This is a genomic window from Mesorhizobium sp. M1322, assembly GCF_040318085.1.
Taxonomy (GTDB): domain Bacteria; phylum Pseudomonadota; class Alphaproteobacteria; order Rhizobiales; family Rhizobiaceae; genus Mesorhizobium.
In genome coordinates, this window is sequence record NZ_JAMYLP010000027.1 from 1 (window position 1) to 20,134 (window position 20,134).

The window sequence follows — 20,134 nt, forward strand, 5'->3', positions numbered from 1 at the left end:
CAGATGCAGACCATGATGGACCACTGGGACAGGCTGGTTCCCAATCCGGCCTTTGACATGGCTTATAAATGGGCCTCGCAGAACGGCGAAACCTCGCTTGGCAACACTCCGGCGATGCAAGACTTTTTCCTGCGACACAACACCAGCACTACCACCCCACCACCGCCAACCGACGATAACGTCTACGGCACCAGCGGCGCCGATGTACTTCAGTCAATCGGCGCCCACACGATGACCGGCTACGGCGGGAACGACACGTATTATGTCGACAATGCCAAAGATAAGGTGATTGAGGCGGCGGGCGGCGGCACCGACAAGGTGCTCACCTCGGTGAGCTATGCGCTCTCGGCTGGCTCGCAGATCGAGGTTCTCGCCATCAACAACCCGTCCGGCACGGCGGCTATGAACCTCAACGGCAACGAGTTCGCCCAGACAATCCAGGGCAACGCCGGCGCCAATGCCATCAATGGTCTCGGCGGCGCCGACACGATGATCGGCTATGAGGGCAACGACGGCTACTATATCGACAATGCCGGCGACAAGGTGATTGAGGCGATAGGCGGCGGTCGCGACAGCGTGGCCACTATGGTGAGCTATGCGCTTGCGGCCGGCTCGCAGGTCGAGCTTCTGGCCACCAGGTATCCGTCCGTCACCACGGCAATCAACCTCACCGGCAATGAGTTCGCCCAGACTATCCAGGGCAACGCCGGCGCCAATGTCATCAATGGCGGCCGTGGCGCCGACATCTTGACCGGCAACGGTGGCAACGACACCTTCGTTTTCAACTCCGCTCTTGGAGCCGGCAATATCGACAGGATTGCCGACTTCAACAAGCTCCAGGACAAGATTCACATCGACAACGCCATTTTTGCCGGGCTGAGCTCGGGCGCCCTCACATCCGCCGCTTTCTTTGCTGGTGCCGCCGCGCACGACAGTTCGGACCACATCATCTATAACAATTCAACTGGAGCGCTCTCTTTCGACAGCGACGGGATCGGCGGCGCCGCTCAAAAACAGTTCGCCACTCTTGCTCCAGGTCTCTCGCTTACAGCAGCTGCATTCTTTGTGACCTGAAGGAGCTAGTGGGCAACGACATCACGCGAGGACCCGCGCTTGCCAACAGAGACAGGTGCACAAACAGCACCTTGAAGCCTGTCTCTTTTGGCGGCGTGGATGGTCTGGCGCGGACCGTGCTGGCCGTTCCCATAACCATTCTAATTTAGCAATTTTTCGGCCCTTGAGACGAGCCTCATAGCCAGGTGACCGCTCGCGTCCGGCTCCGACACAGCGCAAGTTGAAGAGAAATGGCGGCATCTATCGCCTCGGTGTGTATACGCTGTCCATCTTTTCGCTGCCTATCGGCAGCGCCATGTCGTCATCTAGCAGGCGGGTGATCCGGGCAAAGCCCGTAAAAGCCTTTCTTGCTTCCTCGGCAGACATCTGGCCCGCCAGAGCCGCAGCGCAGCAGTTTAGCGCGCATTGATACACCGGGCCGCGCCGGCCTTTCGGCCAATGGCGCAAAAACGTCATCGCTTCGCTGACACTGTCGATTTCTTCGACAGGTTTTCCCTCCCCGCGCGAAATGCGCACCGGCGTAAAGAACTGCAGGCGATTCATTGTTTCCTCCCGGTCGATCGCGATGCGTTCGATCGAACCTTACTAAATTCACGGTCAGCCAATTGGTTCCCGGCAAAAACGCCCACGGCCTCGATAAAATTGCAACGTGTCGGCTGAGTGAAGCGCCAGTCATCGGCCGACTTCTTGCAGTCGCGGGAACGTTCGGGGGTGTGATGCATTTCGACCTCAGCGATGGATGTTTGAGGGAAATGCCAGACTATGAGAATAGCCCATGTGGCGCCGCTCCATGAATCCGTACCACCTCGGCTCTATGGAGGTACGGAGCGCATTGTCTCCTATCTGACCGAAGGATTGGTCGAGCTTGGCCATGACATAACCTTGTTCGCCAGTGGCGATACAAAAACGTCGGCAAAATTGGTGCCGTGTCGCGAGCGTGCGCTGCGTCTTGACCCACGCCCGCTGAAATCCGAGACAGCCGCGCACCTTTTGATGCTTTCCGAGGTGAGGAAACGATCTCAAGAATTTGATATCATCCATTTTCACCTCAGCCATTTCCTGCATTTTTCTTTCTTCGAGCACATGCCCGAGCGGACGGTGACGACGCCGCATGGCAGGCTCGACTATGTCGATCTGGCGCCGGCCTATGAGCGTTTTCCGCGCTTTCCGATGATCTCCGTTTCCCGTAGCCAAAGCACGGGGCTCACCAATGCCAACTGGCTGACGACGATCCACCATGGGCTGCCGACCGAACTCTACAAGCCGGTTTTCGAGACGAGCCCAGGGGAACCCTACCTCGCCTTCCTTGGCCGGATGTCGCGCGATAAGCGTCCGGATCGGGCCATCGAGATCGCGCTGCGCTCGGGGCTGAAACTGAAGCTTGCGGCAAAGATCGGCGACGACGACCGCGCCTATTTCCACAAGATGGTCGAGCCGCTGGTCGACGGTGATCGTGTCGACTATGTCGGCGAGATCGAAGAGGACGAGAAGGCGGAATTCCTCGGCAAAGCGGCCGGCCTGGTATTCCCGATCGACTGGCCCGAGCCGTTCGGTCTTGCCGTCATAGAAGCGATGGCCTGCGGCACGCCGGTGATCGCCTGGAACTCCGGCGCCATGCCGGAAATCGTCGATCAAGGCGTGACCGGTTTTATCGTGGATTCCATGGAGGGCGCGGTCGCGTCGGTGCCCGGTATGCTGCGGCTCGACAGGCGGAAGGTGCGAGCCGTCTTCGAAAGGCGGTTTTCCGCCAAAAGAATGACCCGCGACTACGTTTCCGCCTACGCGCGCCTGCTCGGTCCCTCGGCCGAAGCAAGAGCCTCGTGAGCGACTGATGCAGGCCTGCCTCGGCCTGGAGATCGACGGCTGGAACGGCGAAATCCACGTCACCCGTCCCAGGCTGCCGATTGGTATCGACACGCTCACGCTGAGGCATCTGGGCGTTGGCATCAGGAAGGTGGATCTCACCTTCCAGCGTGCCGGCGATAGGGTCGTCGCCTTTCTCGCCGACCGGCATGAGAGCTTAGTGCCGCTCATCGTGCTGACCTAGTTTGGCTTTTCGCATGGACTGACCGCGGCGTTGCAATTAGCGGAACCGATGGCCCGTCTGAGCGTTCCGACGCACGGCAGCTTGTCACGATTGGCCGGCTGCGAATTCGAAAAACAGAATGGCCGCCGACCGGCCGGAGGAAAACCGTTTTCTGATGTCGGACTATGGCTTAGAGATACTCTGGCTTCTGATCCTTGCGAGCCTGGGCCTTTCCGTTGTTGCCGTGGTGTTCTCGATATTCCATCGGCGCCACAAACACACACCAGCGGTCGCATACACCGCCGGCGAGGACGTGGCTTCGGAAGCGGCTCGCAAAGTGCTGCGGGAGTTTGAAAAGAACGGCCACTCGGCCGATGCAGCGCTGATCACATGGTCGCCCGACACCTTGCGCAAGATCCTGGCCGACGATCTGCCGGAGACGCAGGTGATCGTGGTGTCAAACCGCGAACCCTACATCCACAACATCAAGGACGATGGCGTCGAGCTCTTGGTACCGGCCAGCGGGCTGGTTTCGGCGCTTGAGCCGATCACCCGAGCCTGTGCCGGCACCTGGATCGCCTATGGCGGCGGAACAGCGGACCGTCTCACCGTCGACAAGAGCGACCGGGTTGAGGTGCCGCCTGGCAATCCGTCCTACACACTGCGCAGGGTCTGGCTGACGGAGGAAGAGTACCAGGCCTATTATCTGGGCTTCGCCAATGAAGGTCTGTGGCCGCTTTGCCATATCGCCTTCACCCGCCCGATGTTTCGCGCGTCGGATTGGGAGGCCTATGAGGCCGTCAACCGGAAGTTCGCCGATACGGTAGTTGCCGAGGCGCGCAACGAGCGGCCGATTGTGCTGGTCCAGGACTACCATTTCGCGCTCTTGCCGCGCATGATCCGCGAGCGCCTGCCCGAGGCGATCGTCATCACTTTCTGGCATATCCCGTGGCCCAACTCGGAAGTGTACAGCATCTGTCCATGGCGTGAACGGATCCTGGAAGGCTTGCTCGGCAGCTCCATCATCGGCTTTCATACCCAGTTCCATGCCAACAATTTCGCCGAAAGCGTCGATCGCTTCCTGGAAAGCCGTATAGAGCGTGCCGATGCAGCGATTTCCTACGGTGGACGGACGACGCTGGTGCACGCCTATCCGATCTCGATAGAATGGCCGGCCGAACTTTTGGCTAAACTGCCTGATGTCGGCGAATGCCGCGCCCGCCTGCGCGAGAGGTTCGGACTGAAAGCGGATGTCAAACTGTGCGTCGGCGTCGAGCGTCTCGACTACACGAAGGGCATTCTCGACCGTTTCCAGGTGCTGGAAGAATTGTTCACGAGACATCCCGAATGGATCGGAAAACTGGTTCTCCTGCAGATCGCGGCGCCCAGCCGGGGCACGCTCCCGGCTTACAAGCAACTCCACGATGAATGCCGCCGCTATGTCGAAGAGCTCAACCAGCGCTACGGCAGCGAGGACTACAGTCCTGTGCTGATGGTGGACAAGCATCATACCCAGGAACAGGTCTACGAGATCTATCGCGCCGCCGACATATGCATGGTCACCAGCCTGCATGACGGCATGAACTTGGTGGCCAAGGAATTCGTCGCGGCGCGCGACGACGAACAGGGCGTGCTGTTGCTCAGCACCTTTGCCGGCGCCTCGCGCGAACTTTTGGAGGCATTGATCGTCAATCCCTACGATACGGCGATGACGAGCGAAGCGCTGCTGCAGGCGCTGATCATGACGCCGGAGGAACAGCGCGAGCGTATGCGGCCCATGCGCGAGATGGTCCGCGACAATAACGTCTATCGCTGGGCCGGCAGCATGCTTCTGGATGCGGCCCGCCTTCGCAAGCGCGGCGACCTCGACCGGGTGACGGGCAACGGCGAGCGGCCATCGAACAACAATGTCATTCCCATGTTCGAGCGGGCAAGAAAGGCAGTGTCGTGACGAGCATTCGGCCCTTGTCGCGCGTCCTCAACGAAAGACCGGTGGACCTGATGATCCTTGACATGCTGGCAGCGTTCCTGCAATCGCCGCAGCAGATCCTGAGCCGCGAGCAAGCTCGAGGTTAACCCGAGCGAGCCGAAGCTCGTTGTCACCGAGAGGGGCGCCGGCTACGTGTTGGCTGCCTCAGTCGAGGTGCTGTGACTTTGCCAAATATGAACGTTCATCGTCTCAGCGCATGCACGCTATCAATATTTTCGCCGGCCATCGGCAGTGCCATGTCGTCTTCGAGCAAGCGTGTGATGCGGGCGAAGCCGGCAAAAGCCTTCCTTGCTTCCTCTGCTGACATCCGGCCCACCAGAGCCGCAGAGCAGCAATTCACCGCGCACTGGTAGACTGGCCCACGCCGGCCTGTTGGCCATTTGCGCAAGAACCCCATCGCTTCGGCTACGTTATAAATTTCTTCGGCAGGGCTTTCCTGCCCGCTCGAAATCCGCACAGGCGTAAAGAATTGCAGGCGATCCATCGTTTCCTCCCGGTCGATCGCTACGTGCCTGATCGAACCTTGTTAAACTTACGGCTGACCACGTGGTTCGGCAAACAGGGCCCGACGCTAAAAAAGAGGCCGGGCCAAGACGAAGTCTCTCACATCGTTCGACCGAAATCGAATCACCAAACGTGACAAACGTGCGACGAACCGTTGTGCTCCGATAAGCGCGAGTTTCGTCGAATGCCTGCAAGGCCAAAGCCGACAAATCAATCGGTTGCCGGTTCCCTCGCGTCGAGGCTCTCTACAGGAAAACGGCGAGTTCCGCCGAAGCGGGGCGGCGAAGGCATGAGATAATTTCCCCGTTCTCCCCTTGCTTATGAGAGAAGGTGAAGTCCTATTCACCGACCATCTCGGCCAGCCTGCGCACCGTGTTCCAGTTGCGCGAGGTGCCGACGCCGAGCCGTTTATGGCTTCCCGCCGCAAGCAACCGCGAACTTGGCGTCTCGCGCGAAAATACGATCCAGATGTCGCCGCCGACCACCTGCATCCTTTCATCCTTGCCGACATAGGTCTCCAGTGGCGTAACCGCCTCAGCGGGAACGGGCCGGCGCATCACGCGCACCGCTACCTGATCCGCCGCGGCAGCCGATTCGGCGGGAAACGGATTGCCTGCCGCAAGCTTCAACCAGTCATCCGCGCGGCGCACGATGATGTCGACATGGCGGCCGAAGGTCTTTTCGAACGCCGTCTCCAACCGGCGCTCCAGCACGGCAATTTCTGTCTCTTTCGTCTCGAAGACCAGATTGCCGGTCGCCACCAGCGTGCGCGGGTTGTACAGCCCCAGGTCTTCTGTCATGGCCCTGAGATCGGACATGACGAGACGCCGCCCCTCGCCCAGAACGATGCTGTAAAGCAGGGCGACGTAGGTTTGCATGGTAGCCTGTCGGTTCAGACCAAGCGGCTCTGCTCCACCGCCGCCTCGATGAAGCTGGCAAACAGCGGGTGCGGGTCGAGCGGCCGGCTTTTCAGCTCGGGATGATACTGCACGCCGATGAACCAGGGATGGTCGGGGTATTCGACCGTTTCGGGCAGCACGCCGTCCGGCGACATGCCGGCAAAGACCAGGCCGCAATCCTCGAGCCGTTCCTTGTAGTCGACATTGACCTCATAGCGGTGGCGGTGGCGCTCGGAAATCTGCGTGTCACCGTAGATGTCGGCGATTTTCGAGCCCTTGGCGAGATCCGCCTGATAGGCACCGAGCCGCATGGTACCGCCGAGGTCGCCGGTTTCCCTGCGCTTCTCCAGCATGTTGCCCTTCAGCCATTCGGTCATCAGGCCGACGACCGGTTCCTCGGTCGGGCCGAACTCGGTCGACGAGGCATGCTCGACGCCGGCCAGCGAACGCGCTGCCTCGATGCAGGCCATCTGCATGCCGAAGCAGATGCCGAAATACGGCACTTTTCGCTCGCGGGCGAACTTTGCTGCCAGGATCTTGCCTTCCGCGCCGCGCTCGCCAAAACCGCCGGGGACCAGAATGCCGTGGACCTTTTCCAGCCACGGCGCCGGATCTTCCTTCTCGAATATCTCGCTCTCGATCCAGTCGAGCTTGACCTTGACGTGGTTGGCGAGGCCGCCATGCGACAGCGCCTCGATCAGCGATTTGTACGCGTCTTTGAGGCCGGTATACTTGCCGACGACGGCTATTGTCACCTCGCCTTCCGGATTGTGAATGCGGTTGGACACCGCTTGCCAGGGTTCCATGCGCGGCTTCGGCGCCGGATCGATGCCGAAGGCGGCCAGCACTTCCGAATCCAGCCCTTCATTGTGATAGGCCATCGGTACGTCGTAGATGTGCGGCACGTCGAGCGCCTGAATGACCGCGCTCTCGCGGACATTGCAGAACAGCGACAGTTTGCGGCGCTCTTCCCTGGGGATGGGGCGGTCGGCGCGGACCAGCAGGATGTCGGGTGCGATGCCGATGCCGCGCAATTCCTTGACCGAATGCTGGGTCGGCTTGGTCTTCAATTCGCCCGCCGTTGGAATGTAGGGCATAAGCGTCAGGTGCACGTAGACGGCGTTGTTGCGCGGCAGGTCGTTGCCGAGCTGGCGAATCGCCTCCAGGAACGGCATCGCCTCGATGTCGCCGACGGTGCCGCCGATCTCGCACAGGACGAAGTCGTAGTCGTCGTTGCCGTTGAGAATGAAATTCTTGATCTCGTCGGTGACGTGCGGAATCACTTGCACGGTGGCGCCAAGATAGTCGCCGCGCCGCTCCCGCTCGATGATGTTCTTGTAGATGCGGCCCGTGGTGATGTTGTCCTGCTGGTTGGCAGAGCGGCCGGTGAAGCGCTCATAGTGGCCAAGATCGAGATCGGTCTCGGCGCCGTCGTCGGTCACGAAGACCTCGCCATGCTGGTATGGCGACATCGTGCCGGGATCGACGTTGAGATAGGGATCGAGCTTTTTGATGCGTGCGCGATAGCCTCGCGCCTGCAAGAGAGCCCCAAGGGCCGCTGCAGCGATGCCTTTTCCGAGTGAGGAAACCACGCCGCCTGTGATGAATACATATCGCGCCATGGGAGTCATCGCTTAACGCGGCCGAATTGATTCCGCCAGAGAAAAAAACCGCCGCGAAGGCTTTTTCCCAAGAAGGCGCCCTGGTGATGCTCGAACCAAAACAAAAGGGCCGGCGAGATCGGCCCTTTGGAATAGTCCGTTAAGTCGTCAGATGATGACGACCTTGGTGCCTACTTTCACCCGGCGGTAAAGGTCCATAACGTGCTCGTTGATCATGCGGAAGCAGCCGTTGGAGGCGCTCGTTCCGATCGACTGCGGCGCGATGGTGCCGTGAATGCGCAGATGCGTGTCCTTCTTGCCGTCGTAAAGATAGATGGCGCGCGCGCCGAGCGGATTTTCGCCGCCGCCGGGCATGCCGTCCTTGTACCGCCCGTAATTCTTAGGCTCGCGCTTCTGCATCTCGAGCGTCGGGATCCAACGCGGCCACTCCTGCTTGTCGCCGACGGCGACCGTGCCCTTGAACTGCAGGCCGTCACGACCGACGGCAATCGCGTAACGGCGGGCGGTCCATGAGGATTCGACGAGATAGAGGCGGCGAGCACTCGTATCGATGACGATGGTGCCGGGACTATAGCCGGTGAATTCGACCTCTTGCGGCACGAACTCCGGCTTCACCTTGAACTGCTTCTTGCTTTCCTTCCTGGCGAGTGCGGCGTCGAGGGCGCGGGTCTCGGGGAGCAGCGACATCGACGAGGACGTGCCGCCGAACAGGCCGGCGAAGAGACCGACGCTCTGCGGCTTCTGTCCAATCGGCTCGCTGCGCAATTCCCCGTTGTTGCCGGTCAGCGCGACGTTCATGGCTTCGGCGGGAATTGACTCGGCCGACTGGATCGGTACGACGGGTTGAACCGACTCGATGATCTTGACGGTCTTATTCTTAGCCGGCTTGGCATCAGCCAGCTGGGCATTCTTGGCAACGCCCTTCTTGGCAAGGAACGCCTGCCGTTCGGCGTCGGCCTTGGCTTTGGCCGCCTCGCGCATCGCCAGCTTCCTGGCCTCGAGCGCCTTGGCTCGAGCGGCCTCCTTGCCGGCCGCGATCTTGGCCTCGATCTTGCTGATCTGGGCAAGATCGTCCGCGGTCGGGTTTTTCTTCTTCTTGAGGAGCCTTAGCTGCGCCGTATCGCTTTTGGCGGCGACGTTGACGACGTCAGTTGTTACTGCGGTTTTAGAGGCCGAATTACCCGCCGGCATGGCCGCGTAAGCGGGCGCACCAAGGCTGAGCACGGCACAAAGGCCGGCTAAAATGAAGCTGCGAAGCTGCATGGCGAAGATCCGATCGTTCAATGCTTGTTGCCCACGGCGTCGCCCGGCGTCCCCCAAGGACCCCGAAAGTGCCGCGCGCAATCTATAATCGAATAATCGGAGACGCCTCAAGCACCCTGTCGTGCCGCGCACGGTCGAATCCTCGTGATCGTGCGGCATTTGCCGCGACTGTGTTCAAACAACCACAGATCGCGGCGCTGGACGTTTGCCGGTTACTGGTTTGGAACCTGCGGCGTTACTGGCAGGGTGACGCCGTTTGTGGCCGGCGGCGTGGTCGAATCCGCCGCGGGCGGCGCTGCGGGCGCCGGGGCTGCGGCATCATTGCCGGTAGGCGGCGTCGGCGCCGTGCTGCCGGAAGGCGGCGTCGTGGTGCCAGGCAACTGGTTGAGCACGCCGCCCCCGCCGTTGGTCACAGGCACACGATCGAGAATATCGATCGGCTTTTCGCCGTAACGGGCGACGATCGACAACGTCAGCGAGGTGGCGAAGAAAGCCGCTGCCAGGATCGCCGTCGCCCGCGTCAGCGCGTTTGCCGCACCGCGCGCGGTCATGAAGCCCGATCCCCCGCCGATGCCGAGGCCGCCGCCTTCGGAGCGCTGCAGCAGCACCACGCCGACAAGAGCGAGCACGACCATGAGGTGGACGACGATCAGTACGGTTTCCATAGTTTACCCTGGCAAAGCCTTGCGCGGCCGCGGATACGGCCGGTGATTTGGAGGCGGCTCAATACAATGCTTTGACGGCATTTCCAAGCCCGTGGCCGGAATATGGGAAGCAATGCGCCCTTTGCAATGATTTCCGCTACGGCACAGCCTATCCAAAGTGCCCGACAGCCTTTCGATGCTAAAGCATGTCGCGCAAAAGTGTGCAGCGGTTTTGCGATAACGACATGCGTAAAAACAACAACCTAAAGCGCGTCGCATTAGGCCGGCCAAACGCGACGCGCTTTAGGAGATATTTCGATAGGCTTCGGCGATGCCGAGAAAGTCCGCCGCCTTCAGACTGGCGCCGCCGACCAGCGCACCGTCGACATTTTTCACACCGAGCAGTTCGACCGCGTTCGACGGCTTGACCGAGCCGCCATAGAGGATGCGCATCTTCGCCGCCGCGCTGCCAAGCTTTTCGCGAATATGCGCATGCGCCTCAGCAACGTCGGCGGCGGTCGGCGTCAGTCCCGTGCCGATCGCCCATACCGGCTCGTAGGCGATGACGGTATTCGACGCCGTGGCGTCGGGCGGCACCGAGCCGGCGACCTGCCGCGACAGTACGTCGAGCGTCGCGCCTGCCTCGCGTTCTGCTCTCGTCTCACCGATGCAGATGATGGCTACCAGTCCGGCGCGCCACGCGGCGGACGCCTTGGCCTGTACAATGGCGTCGTCCTCATTGTGATCGGCGCGGCGTTCCGAATGGCCGACGATGACGTGGCTGGCGCCCGCATCTTTCAGCATCTCGGCCGAAATACAGCCGGTATGGGCGCCGCTCTCCTTGGTGTGGCAATCCTCGCCCCCGGCCCGGACCGGCGTGCGCGACAAAATCTCTGCGGCATGCGCCAGCAGCGTCGCCGGAACGCAGACCAGCGCTTCGGTTTCCGCGTCGAGCCCGCTCATGAAACCGTTGCCGATCATCCTAAGTTCGTTGAGCGAGGCGCTGGTGCCGTTCATTTTCCAGTTACCTGCGACCAGCGGGCGGATTCCTGGCGTCATGGGATTTGTTTCTCCGGGCGATATTCGGCTGCGTCCTCACTACCAAACTCAGCCCACAAAGCAATCGACAGTGGGCCGGAAGGACGCTATTGCGCTTGTTTCAGACTCGGCGCATGCGAAAATGCGCAAAAATCGGAAGTGACCATGCTTAGTATCTTGAGAAGTGCGGCGGGAACCTGGGTCGCGAAGGCGCTGCTGATATTGTTGGTGTTGAGCTTCGCCGTCTGGGGCATTTCCGGGCAGATGGTCGGTGGTTTTGCAGGCCATGACGCCGTTGTCACGGCCGGAGGCACCAAAGTATCGATCAACGAGTATCGCCTCGCCTATGATCGCCAGATCAGCGTGATGTCGCAGCAATTCGGCCAGCGCATCAGCCGCGAGCAGGCGACGGCGCTCGGCCTCGACAACCAGGTGCTGGCGCAACTCGTGTCGGGTGCAGTCCTCGATGAGCAGGCCCGCAAGCTCGGGCTTGGGCTGTCCAAGGACCGGCTGGCCCAACTCACGCATGAAGACCCGGCCTTCAAGGGTCCCGGCGGCACCTTCGACAGGAGAACCTTCGAATACATACTGCAACAGGTCGGCATGCGGCCGGAAGACTATCTGAGGAATCGCGCCCAGGTGGCTGTGCGCCAGCAGATCGTCGAGGCGGTTTCGGACGGCCTCAAGGCTCCGGATACTTTCTTGAAGGCAGTCGCGCTTTATCGTGGCGAAGACCGCACTATTGACTATCTGACCTTGCCGAAATCGCTGGTCGAGCCGATCGAAGCGCCATCCGACAGCGCGCTTTCGGCCTATTTCGAGGAAAACAAGAAGACCTATGCGGCACCCGAATACCGCAAATTCTCCTATGTCAGGCTCGAGCCGCAAGACATCATGGATTTGAGTGCCGTGACCGACCAACAGGTCAGCGACGACTACAACAAGAACAAAGGGCGCTACACCACGCCGGAAACGCGCACCATCGAACAGCTCGTGTTCAAAACGCCTGATGCCGCGAAGGCCGCGCTCGATTCACTCAAGACCGGCGCGACCTTCGACAAGATCGTCGCCGCCGAGGGCAAGACGCAAGCCGACACGCTGCTCGGCACGCTGTCCAAGGACAAGATCGCCGACAAGGCGGTGGCGGATGCGGCGTTTGCGCTCAATGTCAACGAAGTCAGTCCGGTCGTTCAGGGCGCCTTCGGTCCGGTGCTGCTGCGCGTCACCGACATCAAGCCCGAAGTGGTGAAGCCGCTGGCCGAAGTGTCCGCCGATATCCGCAGGGATCTGGCGCTGGGCGAGGCAAGCCGCATTTTGCTGGACGTGCATGACAATTACGAAGATATCCGCGCTTCGGGCAGCACGCTCAAGCAAGCGGCCGAAAAGCTGAAGCTGAAGGTCGTCACCATCGACGCGATCGATCGCACCGGCCTGAGGCCGGACGGCACCATCGTCAAGGACCTGCCGGAATCGCCGGAGCTCATCAAGGCGGTGTTCGACGCCGAACCCGGCACCGAGAATCCCGACCTCACCACTGCCGACAACGGCTTCGTGTTCTATGAGGTGGATTCGATCACGCCGGCCCGCGACCGCACGTTGGATGAAGTCCGTCAGAAGGTGGTGGCCGACTGGACGGCGGCGGAAACGACCAAGCGGCTCACCGCAAAAGCGGACGAGCTCGAAAAGCGTCTCGCTGCCGGCGCCACGCTCGATGTGATCGCGAGCGAGCTCAAGCTCGAGAAGCAGACCAAGCGCGGCGTCAAGCGCGGGGCGGACGACGTCGATTTCGGCAAGGAAGGGGCGGCTGCGATGTTCGGCGAAGGCGAAGGCGGGACCGGGTTGATCCCCTCGCCCACTGGCGACGGACAGATCCTGTTCAAGATCGCCGAAGTCTTCGAGCCTGCCGGAGCCGACGCCAGCTCGGTGCCGGACGACGCGCAGAAATCCTTCACCTCCGGCATGTCCGACGACCTGCTCGACCAGCTCGTGGCGCAGCTGCAGACGCAATACGACGTTCGCATCGACCAGACCGCCGTTGCCCAAGCCCTGACCAGATGAGCGCGCTCAAGACCCATATCGCCAAGGTCGCCGCCGGCAACTCCCTTTCCTTCGAGGAGGCGCGCGAGGCCTTCGACATCATCATGTCGGGCGACGCTACGCCCGGCCAGATCGGCGGCTTCCTGATGGCGCTGCGCGTGCGCGGCGAGACGGTAAGCGAGATTTCCGGCGCCGTCGCCACCATGCGCGCCAAGATGCTGCGCGTCGACGCGCCCGCTGGCGCGATCGACATCGTCGGCACCGGCGGCGACAATTCGCACAGCGTCAACATCTCGACTGCATCCGCCTTCGTCATCGCCGCCTGCGGCGTGCCGGTGGCCAAGCACGGCAATCGCGGACTGTCCTCGCAGACGGGCGCCGCCGACGTGCTGGCCGCGCTCGGCGTCAAGATCGATATCCCCCCCGAAACGATCGGCCGCTGCATCCACGACACATGCGTCGGCTTCATGTTCGCGCCGGCGCATCACCCGGCGATGAAGCATGTCGGCCCGATCCGCGTCGAGCTCGGCACCCGCACCATCTTCAACCTGCTTGGCCCGCTCTCTAATCCGGCCAGTGTGAGCCGGCAAATGGTCGGCGTCTTCTTGCCGGAATGGATCATGCCGGTGGCCGAAACGCTGAAGGCACTGGGCGCCGACCACGCCTGGGTCGCCCATGGCGACGGCTACGACGAGATCACCACCACCGGTGAGACCCAAGTGGCCGAACTGGTCGGCGGCGAGATCCGCACCTTTACACTGACGCCGGAAGCGGTCGGGCTGAAGCGGCATACCAAGGACGAGTTGCGCGGCGGCGATGCCGCCTACAACGCCCAAGCGCTGCGCGACATGCTGGGCGGCGCTGCCGGCGCCTTTCGTGATACGGTGCTGATGAACGCCGGCGCCGGACTGGTGGTGGCGGGCGAGGCAACGACGCTTGCCGATGGCATGGCGACGGCGGCGCAAGCCATCGACAGCGGCCGGGCGCTGAAAGTGCTTGACCAGCTGGTCGAGATTTCGAACGGATAGAGCCGTGTCTGATATCCTGCGCAAGATCGAAGCTTACAAGCGCGACGAGATCGCCGCGGCGAAGGCGCGCGTGCCGCTTGCCGAGATCAAGGCGCGGGCGAAGGACACCGATGCGCCGCGCGGCTTTCTCTCGGCCCTTGAAGCCAAGCGCAAATCCGGGAGTTTCGCGCTGATCGCCGAGGTCAAGAAGGCGAGCCCGTCCAAGGGCCTGATCCGCGCCGATTTCGATCCGCCGGCACTGGCCAGGGCCTATGCTAAAGGTGGCGCCGCCTGCCTTTCGGTGCTGACCGACGCACCGTCCTTCCAGGGTGCGCCTGAATTCCTCACCGATGCGCGCAACGCCGTGACATTGCCCGCGTTGCGCAAAGATTTTTTGTTCGATCCCTATCAGGTGTTCGAAGCCCGCGCGTGGGGCGCGGACGCCATCCTGATCATCATGGCGAGCGTCGATGACGCCGTGGCCAGAGAACTCGAAACGACGGCTTTCGAGCTCGGCATGGACGCACTGGTCGAGGTGCATGACGAGGCCGAGACGGAACGCGCGCTGAAACTGTCATCACGGCTGATCGGCATCAACAACCGCAATCTCCGGACGTTCGAAACCAGCATCGAGACCTCGGAGCGGCTGGCGACGATGGTGCCGGCCGACCGCCTGCTGGTCAGCGAGAGCGGTATTTTCTCGCACGAAGACTGCCGCAGACTGGAACGGAGCGACATCGGTACGTTCCTCGTCGGCGAGAGCCTGATGCGGCAACAGGACGTGGCCACTGCGACGCGCCTGCTTTTGACGGGCAAGGCGCCCGCCGATGCATCGGCCCGAAAATCGGAATCGATTTTCGGAGAGCACGATGCATAGATTCAAAGTATTGGAGCGTACTTGGTGCGTCCAAACGGACGCACGTCGCTCGAAGGTGACCTGACGATGACGGCCGCCCTCACCCATCTTGGTGCGAAAGGCGAAGCCAACATGGTCGATGTCGGCGACAAGGCGGAGACGACCCGCACGGCGATTGCCGAGGGTCTTGTCTCGATGAGACCCGAAACGCTGAAGATGATCCTCGACGGCGACGCCAAAAAGGGCGACGTGTTGGGCACGGCGCGCATCGCCGGCATCATGGCGGCCAAGAGGACGCATGAACTGATCCCGCTTTGCCATTCGCTGCTGTTGACCAAGGTATCCGTTGACATCGAACCGGACGCGGCGCTGCCCGGCCTGAAGGTCACGGCGCTGGCCCGCGTCACCGGCAAGACCGGCGTCGAGATCGAAGCGCTGACCGCCGTCTCGGTCGCTTGCCTCACCATCTACGATATGGCCAAGGCAGTCGATCGCGCCATGGTGATCTCCAGCATCAGGCTGGTGGAAAAGACCGGCGGCAAATCCGGCGACTACAAGGTAGGCGCCCAACAGGCAGGCCGATAATGGCGCTGCTTCCGGTCGCCGAGGCGCTCGAGCGCCTGCTTGAAGATGCTGCGCCCTCGCAAGCTGAAAGCGTCGCCCTGATGGACGCCGCCAACCGCGTGCTGGCGGAGCCGCTCGTGGCGCTCCGCACCCAGCCGCCGTTCAACGCGTCCGCCATGGACGGCTATGCCGTGCGGGCCGAGGATGTCGCGTCCGTGTCCGCGAAACTTTCGGTGATCGGCATGGCTCCGGCCGGACGCGGCTTTGCCGGAACAGTCGGCCCGGCGCAGGCCGTGCGCATCTTCACCGGCGCCCCGCTTCCTGCAGGCGCCGACACCATCGTTATCCAGGAGAATGTCCGCGATCTCGGCGGCGGCAGCATCGAAGTGACCGCGTCGACGGTTGAAGGCCGCAACATCCGCCGCCTCGGGCTCGATTTCTCGAAGGGCGACGTGCTGCTGGAGAAAGGCCGCCTGCTTGATCCGGCGGCATTGTCGCTGGCGGCGTCGGCCAACCATCCGCAGGTCAGCGTGGTGAAACGGCCGCTGGTCGCTATCATCGCCACCGGCGACGAATTGCTGCCGCCAGGCAGCGACCTTGGCCCCGACCAGATCATCTCGTCCAATGCTTATGGCGTCGCCGCCGCTGCCCGCTCAGTCGGCGCCAGCGCGCTCGATCTCGGCATCGCCCCCGACCGCAAGGAGGCGATCGCCACGCTGGTGAAACAAGCGGTCGATGCAGGCGCCGACGTCATCGTCACGCTGGGCGGCGCCTCGGTCGGCGACCATGACCTAGTCCATGACGTGCTGACCGGCGAAGGCATGACGCTCGATTTCTGGAAAATCGCCATGCGGCCCGGCAAGCCGCTGATGTTCGGGCGGCTGGGTGACATCCGCTGCATCGGCCTGCCTGGCAATCCGGTGGCGAGCCTGGTCTGCACGCAGCTCTTTCTGAAGCCGCTGCTTGCGCGCCTCGGCGGCCGCGCCTTCCGGCAGGACATGCGTCAGGCGCGGCTCGGCGCTGCCATGCCGGCCAACGATCTCAGGCAGGACTATGTACGCGCCGTGGTGAGTGAAGAAGCCGGCACGCTGCTGGCGACCCCGTTCGGCATCCAGGATTCCTCGATGCTCAAAATGCTGGCCGACGCCAACGGGCTGATCGTGCGCGAGCCATTCGCTCCCCCAGCCGCGACGGGCGCCGCCTGCAGCGTGCTGATGCTACGCTGAACAAAACGTCAACACATTCATTAAACTTTAAACGGTTGCGGAACACAACTGGAACAGATAGTGTTTGTTCTGGGTTTGTTTTTCTGATTCTGTTGGGGGTCGCGATGCTGACACGCAAACAACACGAACTGCTGATGTTCATCCACGAGCGGCTGAAGGAAAGCGGCATTCCGCCCTCGTTCGACGAGATGAAGGAAGCGCTCGACCTCGCCTCCAAGTCGGGAATCCATCGGCTGATCACGGCGCTGGAGGAGCGCGGCTTCATTCGCCGCCTGCCCAACCGCGCCCGCGCGCTGGAGGTGCTGCGCCTGCCCGATTCGATCGCGCCCGGCCTCAATGCGGCGCGCAAATTCTCGCCGAGCGTCATTCAGGGCAGCCTTGGGCAGGGCAGCCTCGGGCGACAGATCAAGCCGGCGCCTTCACGCATGCCTGCGGCCGGCAATGATGACGACGTCGTTGCCACCGTCTCCATCCCGGTGATGGGCCGCATCGCTGCCGGTGTACCGATCGATGCGATCCAGCACCAGACGCATTCGATCTCGGTGCCGCCGGACATGATCACCGGCGGCACGCACTACGCGCTGGAGGTCAAGGGTGATTCGATGATCGAGGCCGGCATTTTCGACGGCGACACGGTCATCATCCGCAACGCCGACACCGCCCAGCCTGGCGAGATCATCGTCGCCTTGGTCGACGAGGAGGAAGCGACGCTGAAGCGGTTCCGCCGTAAGGGCGCCTCGATCGCACTTGAAGCCGCCAATCCGGCCTATGAAACGCGTATCTTCGGGCCGGACCGGGTCAAGGTGCAAGGCAAGCTCGTCGGACTAATCCGGCGTTACTGAGCGGCAGGCTTTTTGGGTTTCTCGGCCCTGCGGTATGGCGGCAGGCCCTTCGCCTCGCGCGAAAATCTCCGCTGCTCATGCCAGGGTCTATAGGGCTGTCTGACGGCAAAACGGATTTCTGCGCGCGTCGTCGCCGATAGCGGATCGAAGAAGACGGCGGCACTGCCCATGCGAGCGAGCTGCCGTTTGGTGACGACGAGGACCAGCGGATTGCGGCAGGGATTGTAATAGGCTGTGGCGTCGTCGATGACGATCAGATCCGCAAAGGCACAGGCTGACCGCGCGGTTTTGCGGTTGTCGGCGAGCGCGATGATCGCGCCGGACGGATGCCGGGCGAGGCACAGGCCGGCAGTGCAGTAGAAGGGCGCTCCCGGCGGCAGGTCGGCCGGGTCGGCGATGTCGAACCGCACGTCTCCTTTTTCGAATGTCTCGGGCTCGACAATGGTCGCTGAAACCAGCGCATGTTTCCAGTTGTCGGTGGTGAATTCGTTCGAGCGCACCCGGTTGACGGCCAATTCGCCGCCGCCGATCGGCAACGCCACCAGATGCGCATCCTCCGAGATCAGCACGTCGGGCGTGCGCGTCTCGGAAATCGTCAGCAGGCCGGCAAGCGCAAAGGGAAGTGCCGCAAGCCGCAACCATGTCGTCGCCATCGTGGCGATGACCAGGGCGACCGTCACCAGCAGCACCGATTGCAACGAAATAAGTCCGACTGCATCGACCGGCGAACGCTCGGAAATCCATCCCGATATTGCGATCATGGCCGTCAGCCCCTTGCCCATCATGTAGAGGAAAGGTCCGTCGAAGCCGAAAGGCATTGCCAAGGCGCTGAGGACGGCCAGGAACATGACGACCGTTACGATCGGCATGACCGCCAGATTGGCGAACAGGCTAAGCGGCGAGACGCGCTGGAAGTGCCAAATGGCGAAGAGCGCGGTGGCGGTGCCGGCAATGATGGAGGTCATTGCGATGGTGCCTGTCCCAGCGGCGAGTTTCCGCGTGACGAAAACGACCGGTGACCGTCGCTGTGGCGGCGCCGTGGCCTTGTCGGCACGATAGTCGGACCAGCCGGCATAGGCACCCACGAGAGCAGCAGTCGCGGCGAAGGACATCTGGAAGCTTGGGCCGACCACCTCGTGCGGCGACACGACGATGACGGCGATGGCAGAAATCGCCAGATTGCGCATGGTGAGTGCCGCCCGGTCGAACAGCACGGCAACAAGCATTACCGCCAGCATGATGAAGCTGCGCTCAGCCGCGACCACGATACCGGAAAAAATGAGATAGGCCGCGATGGAAAGGAGTGCGGCAGCAGCCGCATATTTTTTGACCGGCCGGCGTGACGAAAAATCGGGAAACAGCGCAAAGGCGCCGCGCAGCAATCCCATGATGGTGCCGGCGACAAGCGCCATGTGCAAGCCGGAAATCGAGATGATGTGGTAGATGCCGGTGCGCCGCATCGATTCGTTTATCTCTTCGGGAATGCCGGCACGCACGCCGACGATCAGCGCGGCGGCAATCTCCCCCTCGGCGCCACCAATGCTGTCCCTGATATGGTCGGCAATGGTTTCGCGCGCCTTTTCGATCGAGGAAGAAAGGCGCGCGGCGAACGGCGCATCCTCGGAAACGACGATCTTCGGATTGCCGAGGAAAAAGCCACTGGCACCGATACCGGCGAAATAGCTGTCGAAGGAGAAGTCATAACTGTCCGGCCTAACCGGGCCAGTCGGAGGCAGAAGCCTCACATAGCCGGTTGCCACCGAGCCTGCGGTCATCTCAGCGGGAATTTTGCGTGCCGAAACCCTGACACGTTCCGGCGCATAACGCAGTGTCGGCCGGGCCGTCGACATCACGTCGATGGTCAGCCTGATCCGGCCGTTCGCCATCTGGTCGAGCCTGACGACACGGCCGGTGAGCTGGGTCTGGATTTCCGAACCGAGCATCTGCGTTCCCGCGCGCCAGGTTTCAACCTTGGCGGCGAGCACACCAAGCGCGCACAGCAACGCTGCCATGAAGCACAAATGCGTCTTGCGCCATGAGCGCGTCACCGCTGCACACAATGCCGTGAGAACCACGACGGCAATGGGCTGCGGAAAGTCCGGTTCGACGGCAAGCGAAAAATAAACGATCACCCCGCATGCCAGAAAAACCGGCACCAGCAGGAAGGCGACGCCGCGGTCTAGTTCCAAGCCGGCTGCCGAGGCCACGCTGTTGCGGATACCGGATGGTGAAAGACGGCTGAGCTGCCGGCGGAAACGAATGACAGGCCCGGGTGTTGGAGCCGGTGTTGGCGCGGCGCGGTCCGGCGAAGGAGGCTGAATGCCCGGCTGCGACGCAGGCAGCGGAGCGGGTAGCGGCTCGGCGTGGGGAACGTCGGCAAACAGCGATCGTTCGCTGACGCTTGTGATCGCGCCCTCGCTCTCGTCCACGCCGCGGCCTGGTCCAGCCATCGGGTCTGCCCCTTGCGCCCTTGACCTCCTATGCTACATGAACGCGCGACGCGCGAAAGTCCGCGCAATCACATCCGTTTCCTGCGCTTGCC

The 20,134-nt window shown here is 62.2% G+C and carries 16 protein-coding genes and 2 pseudogenes; 10 read left to right on the top strand and 8 right to left on the bottom strand.

Annotated elements, in window-relative coordinates:
* Positions 1–1,074 (top strand): annotated as a pseudogene (locus tag NKH12_RS12785) (calcium-binding protein); the annotation flags it as partial.
* Between the two features lie 240 nt (positions 1,075–1,314).
* On the opposite strand, the gene NKH12_RS12790 reads toward NKH12_RS12785, so the two are convergent.
* Entirely contained in the window at positions 1,315–1,617 is a 303-nt protein-coding gene (locus tag NKH12_RS12790) for a DUF982 domain-containing protein (RefSeq protein WP_352953444.1), read from the bottom strand.
* Between the two features lie 219 nt (positions 1,618–1,836).
* Here NKH12_RS12790 and NKH12_RS12795 point away from each other — a divergent pair, with 219 nt between their 5' ends.
* The 3 genes and pseudogenes from NKH12_RS12795 to NKH12_RS12805 all read left to right on the top strand — a co-directional run bounded on the left by NKH12_RS12795 (position 1,837) and on the right by NKH12_RS12805 (position 5,051).
* On the top strand, positions 1,837–2,898 hold the full coding sequence (locus NKH12_RS12795; RefSeq protein ID WP_352953445.1) for a glycosyltransferase family 4 protein: 1,062 nt from the start codon (positions 1,837–1,839) through the stop codon (positions 2,896–2,898).
* Positions 2,899–2,902: 4 nt separating this feature from the next.
* Positions 2,903–3,121 (top strand): annotated as a pseudogene (locus NKH12_RS12800) (amylo-alpha-1,6-glucosidase); the annotation flags it as partial.
* 118 nt (positions 3,122–3,239) lie between these two features.
* Positions 3,240–5,051 (top strand): alpha,alpha-trehalose-phosphate synthase (UDP-forming), encoded by a 1,812-nt coding sequence (locus NKH12_RS12805; protein WP_502910787.1) that lies wholly within the window; start codon positions 3,240–3,242, stop codon positions 5,049–5,051.
* Between the two features lie 220 nt (positions 5,052–5,271).
* Here the strand turns inward: NKH12_RS12805 and NKH12_RS12810 are convergent, their stop codons facing one another.
* The 6 genes from NKH12_RS12810 to tpiA all read right to left on the bottom strand — a co-directional run bounded on the left by NKH12_RS12810 (position 5,272) and on the right by tpiA (position 11,081).
* Entirely contained in the window at positions 5,272–5,574 is a 303-nt protein-coding gene (locus tag NKH12_RS12810) for a DUF982 domain-containing protein (protein WP_352953446.1), read from the bottom strand.
* Between the two features lie 358 nt (positions 5,575–5,932).
* On the bottom strand, positions 5,933–6,472 hold the full coding sequence (locus tag NKH12_RS12815) for a DUF1697 domain-containing protein (RefSeq protein WP_352953447.1): 540 nt from the start codon (positions 6,470–6,472) through the stop codon (positions 5,933–5,935).
* 14 nt (positions 6,473–6,486) lie between these two features.
* Entirely contained in the window at positions 6,487–8,124 is a 1,638-nt protein-coding gene (gene pyrG, locus NKH12_RS12820; protein ID WP_352953448.1) for a CTP synthase, read from the bottom strand.
* A 138-nt stretch (positions 8,125–8,262) separates the two neighbouring features.
* Entirely contained in the window at positions 8,263–9,378 is a 1,116-nt protein-coding gene (locus NKH12_RS12825) for a L,D-transpeptidase (protein WP_352953490.1), read from the bottom strand.
* A gap of 212 nt (positions 9,379–9,590) precedes the next feature.
* Positions 9,591–10,043 carry a preprotein translocase subunit SecG gene (gene secG, locus NKH12_RS12830; protein ID WP_352953449.1) on the bottom strand — a complete coding sequence of 151 codons (453 nt, stop codon included), beginning with the start codon at positions 10,041–10,043 and terminating at the stop codon, positions 9,591–9,593.
* Positions 10,044–10,325: 282 nt separating this feature from the next.
* A complete protein-coding gene (tpiA, locus tag NKH12_RS12835) occupies positions 10,326–11,081 on the bottom strand; it encodes a triose-phosphate isomerase (RefSeq protein WP_352953450.1) in 756 nt (251 codons plus the stop codon).
* A gap of 144 nt (positions 11,082–11,225) precedes the next feature.
* On the opposite strand from tpiA, the gene NKH12_RS12840 reads away from it, so the two are divergent.
* The 6 genes from NKH12_RS12840 to lexA all read left to right on the top strand — a co-directional run bounded on the left by NKH12_RS12840 (position 11,226) and on the right by lexA (position 17,592).
* Positions 11,226–13,118: a peptidyl-prolyl cis-trans isomerase gene (locus NKH12_RS12840; RefSeq protein ID WP_352953451.1), complete on the top strand. Its 1,893-nt coding sequence runs from the start codon at positions 11,226–11,228 to the stop codon at positions 13,116–13,118.
* Positions 13,115–14,125 (top strand): anthranilate phosphoribosyltransferase, encoded by a 1,011-nt coding sequence (gene trpD, locus NKH12_RS12845; RefSeq protein ID WP_352953452.1) that lies wholly within the window; start codon positions 13,115–13,117, stop codon positions 14,123–14,125. The genes NKH12_RS12840 and trpD overlap by 4 nt, the downstream gene beginning before the upstream one ends.
* Before the next feature lie 4 nt (positions 14,126–14,129).
* On the top strand, positions 14,130–14,981 hold the full coding sequence (trpC, locus tag NKH12_RS12850) for an indole-3-glycerol phosphate synthase TrpC (RefSeq protein ID WP_352953453.1): 852 nt from the start codon (positions 14,130–14,132) through the stop codon (positions 14,979–14,981).
* Between the two features lie 66 nt (positions 14,982–15,047).
* Positions 15,048–15,545 carry a cyclic pyranopterin monophosphate synthase MoaC gene (moaC, locus tag NKH12_RS12855; RefSeq protein WP_352953491.1) on the top strand — a complete coding sequence of 166 codons (498 nt, stop codon included), beginning with the start codon at positions 15,048–15,050 and terminating at the stop codon, positions 15,543–15,545.
* Complete coding sequence (locus NKH12_RS12860) at positions 15,545–16,750, top strand: molybdopterin molybdotransferase MoeA (protein WP_352953454.1); 1,206 nt, start codon at positions 15,545–15,547, stop codon at positions 16,748–16,750. The genes moaC and NKH12_RS12860 overlap by 1 nt, the downstream gene beginning before the upstream one ends.
* Positions 16,751–16,854: 104 nt before the next feature.
* Complete coding sequence (lexA, locus tag NKH12_RS12865) at positions 16,855–17,592, top strand: transcriptional repressor LexA (protein WP_258116956.1); 738 nt, start codon at positions 16,855–16,857, stop codon at positions 17,590–17,592.
* On the opposite strand, the gene NKH12_RS12870 is transcribed toward lexA, so the two are convergent.
* Entirely contained in the window at positions 17,586–20,042 is a 2,457-nt protein-coding gene (locus NKH12_RS12870) for a ComEC/Rec2 family competence protein (protein ID WP_352953455.1), read from the bottom strand. The two genes, lexA and NKH12_RS12870, sit on opposite strands and share 7 nt — an antisense overlap.
* Positions 20,043–20,134 lie beyond the last annotated feature (92 nt).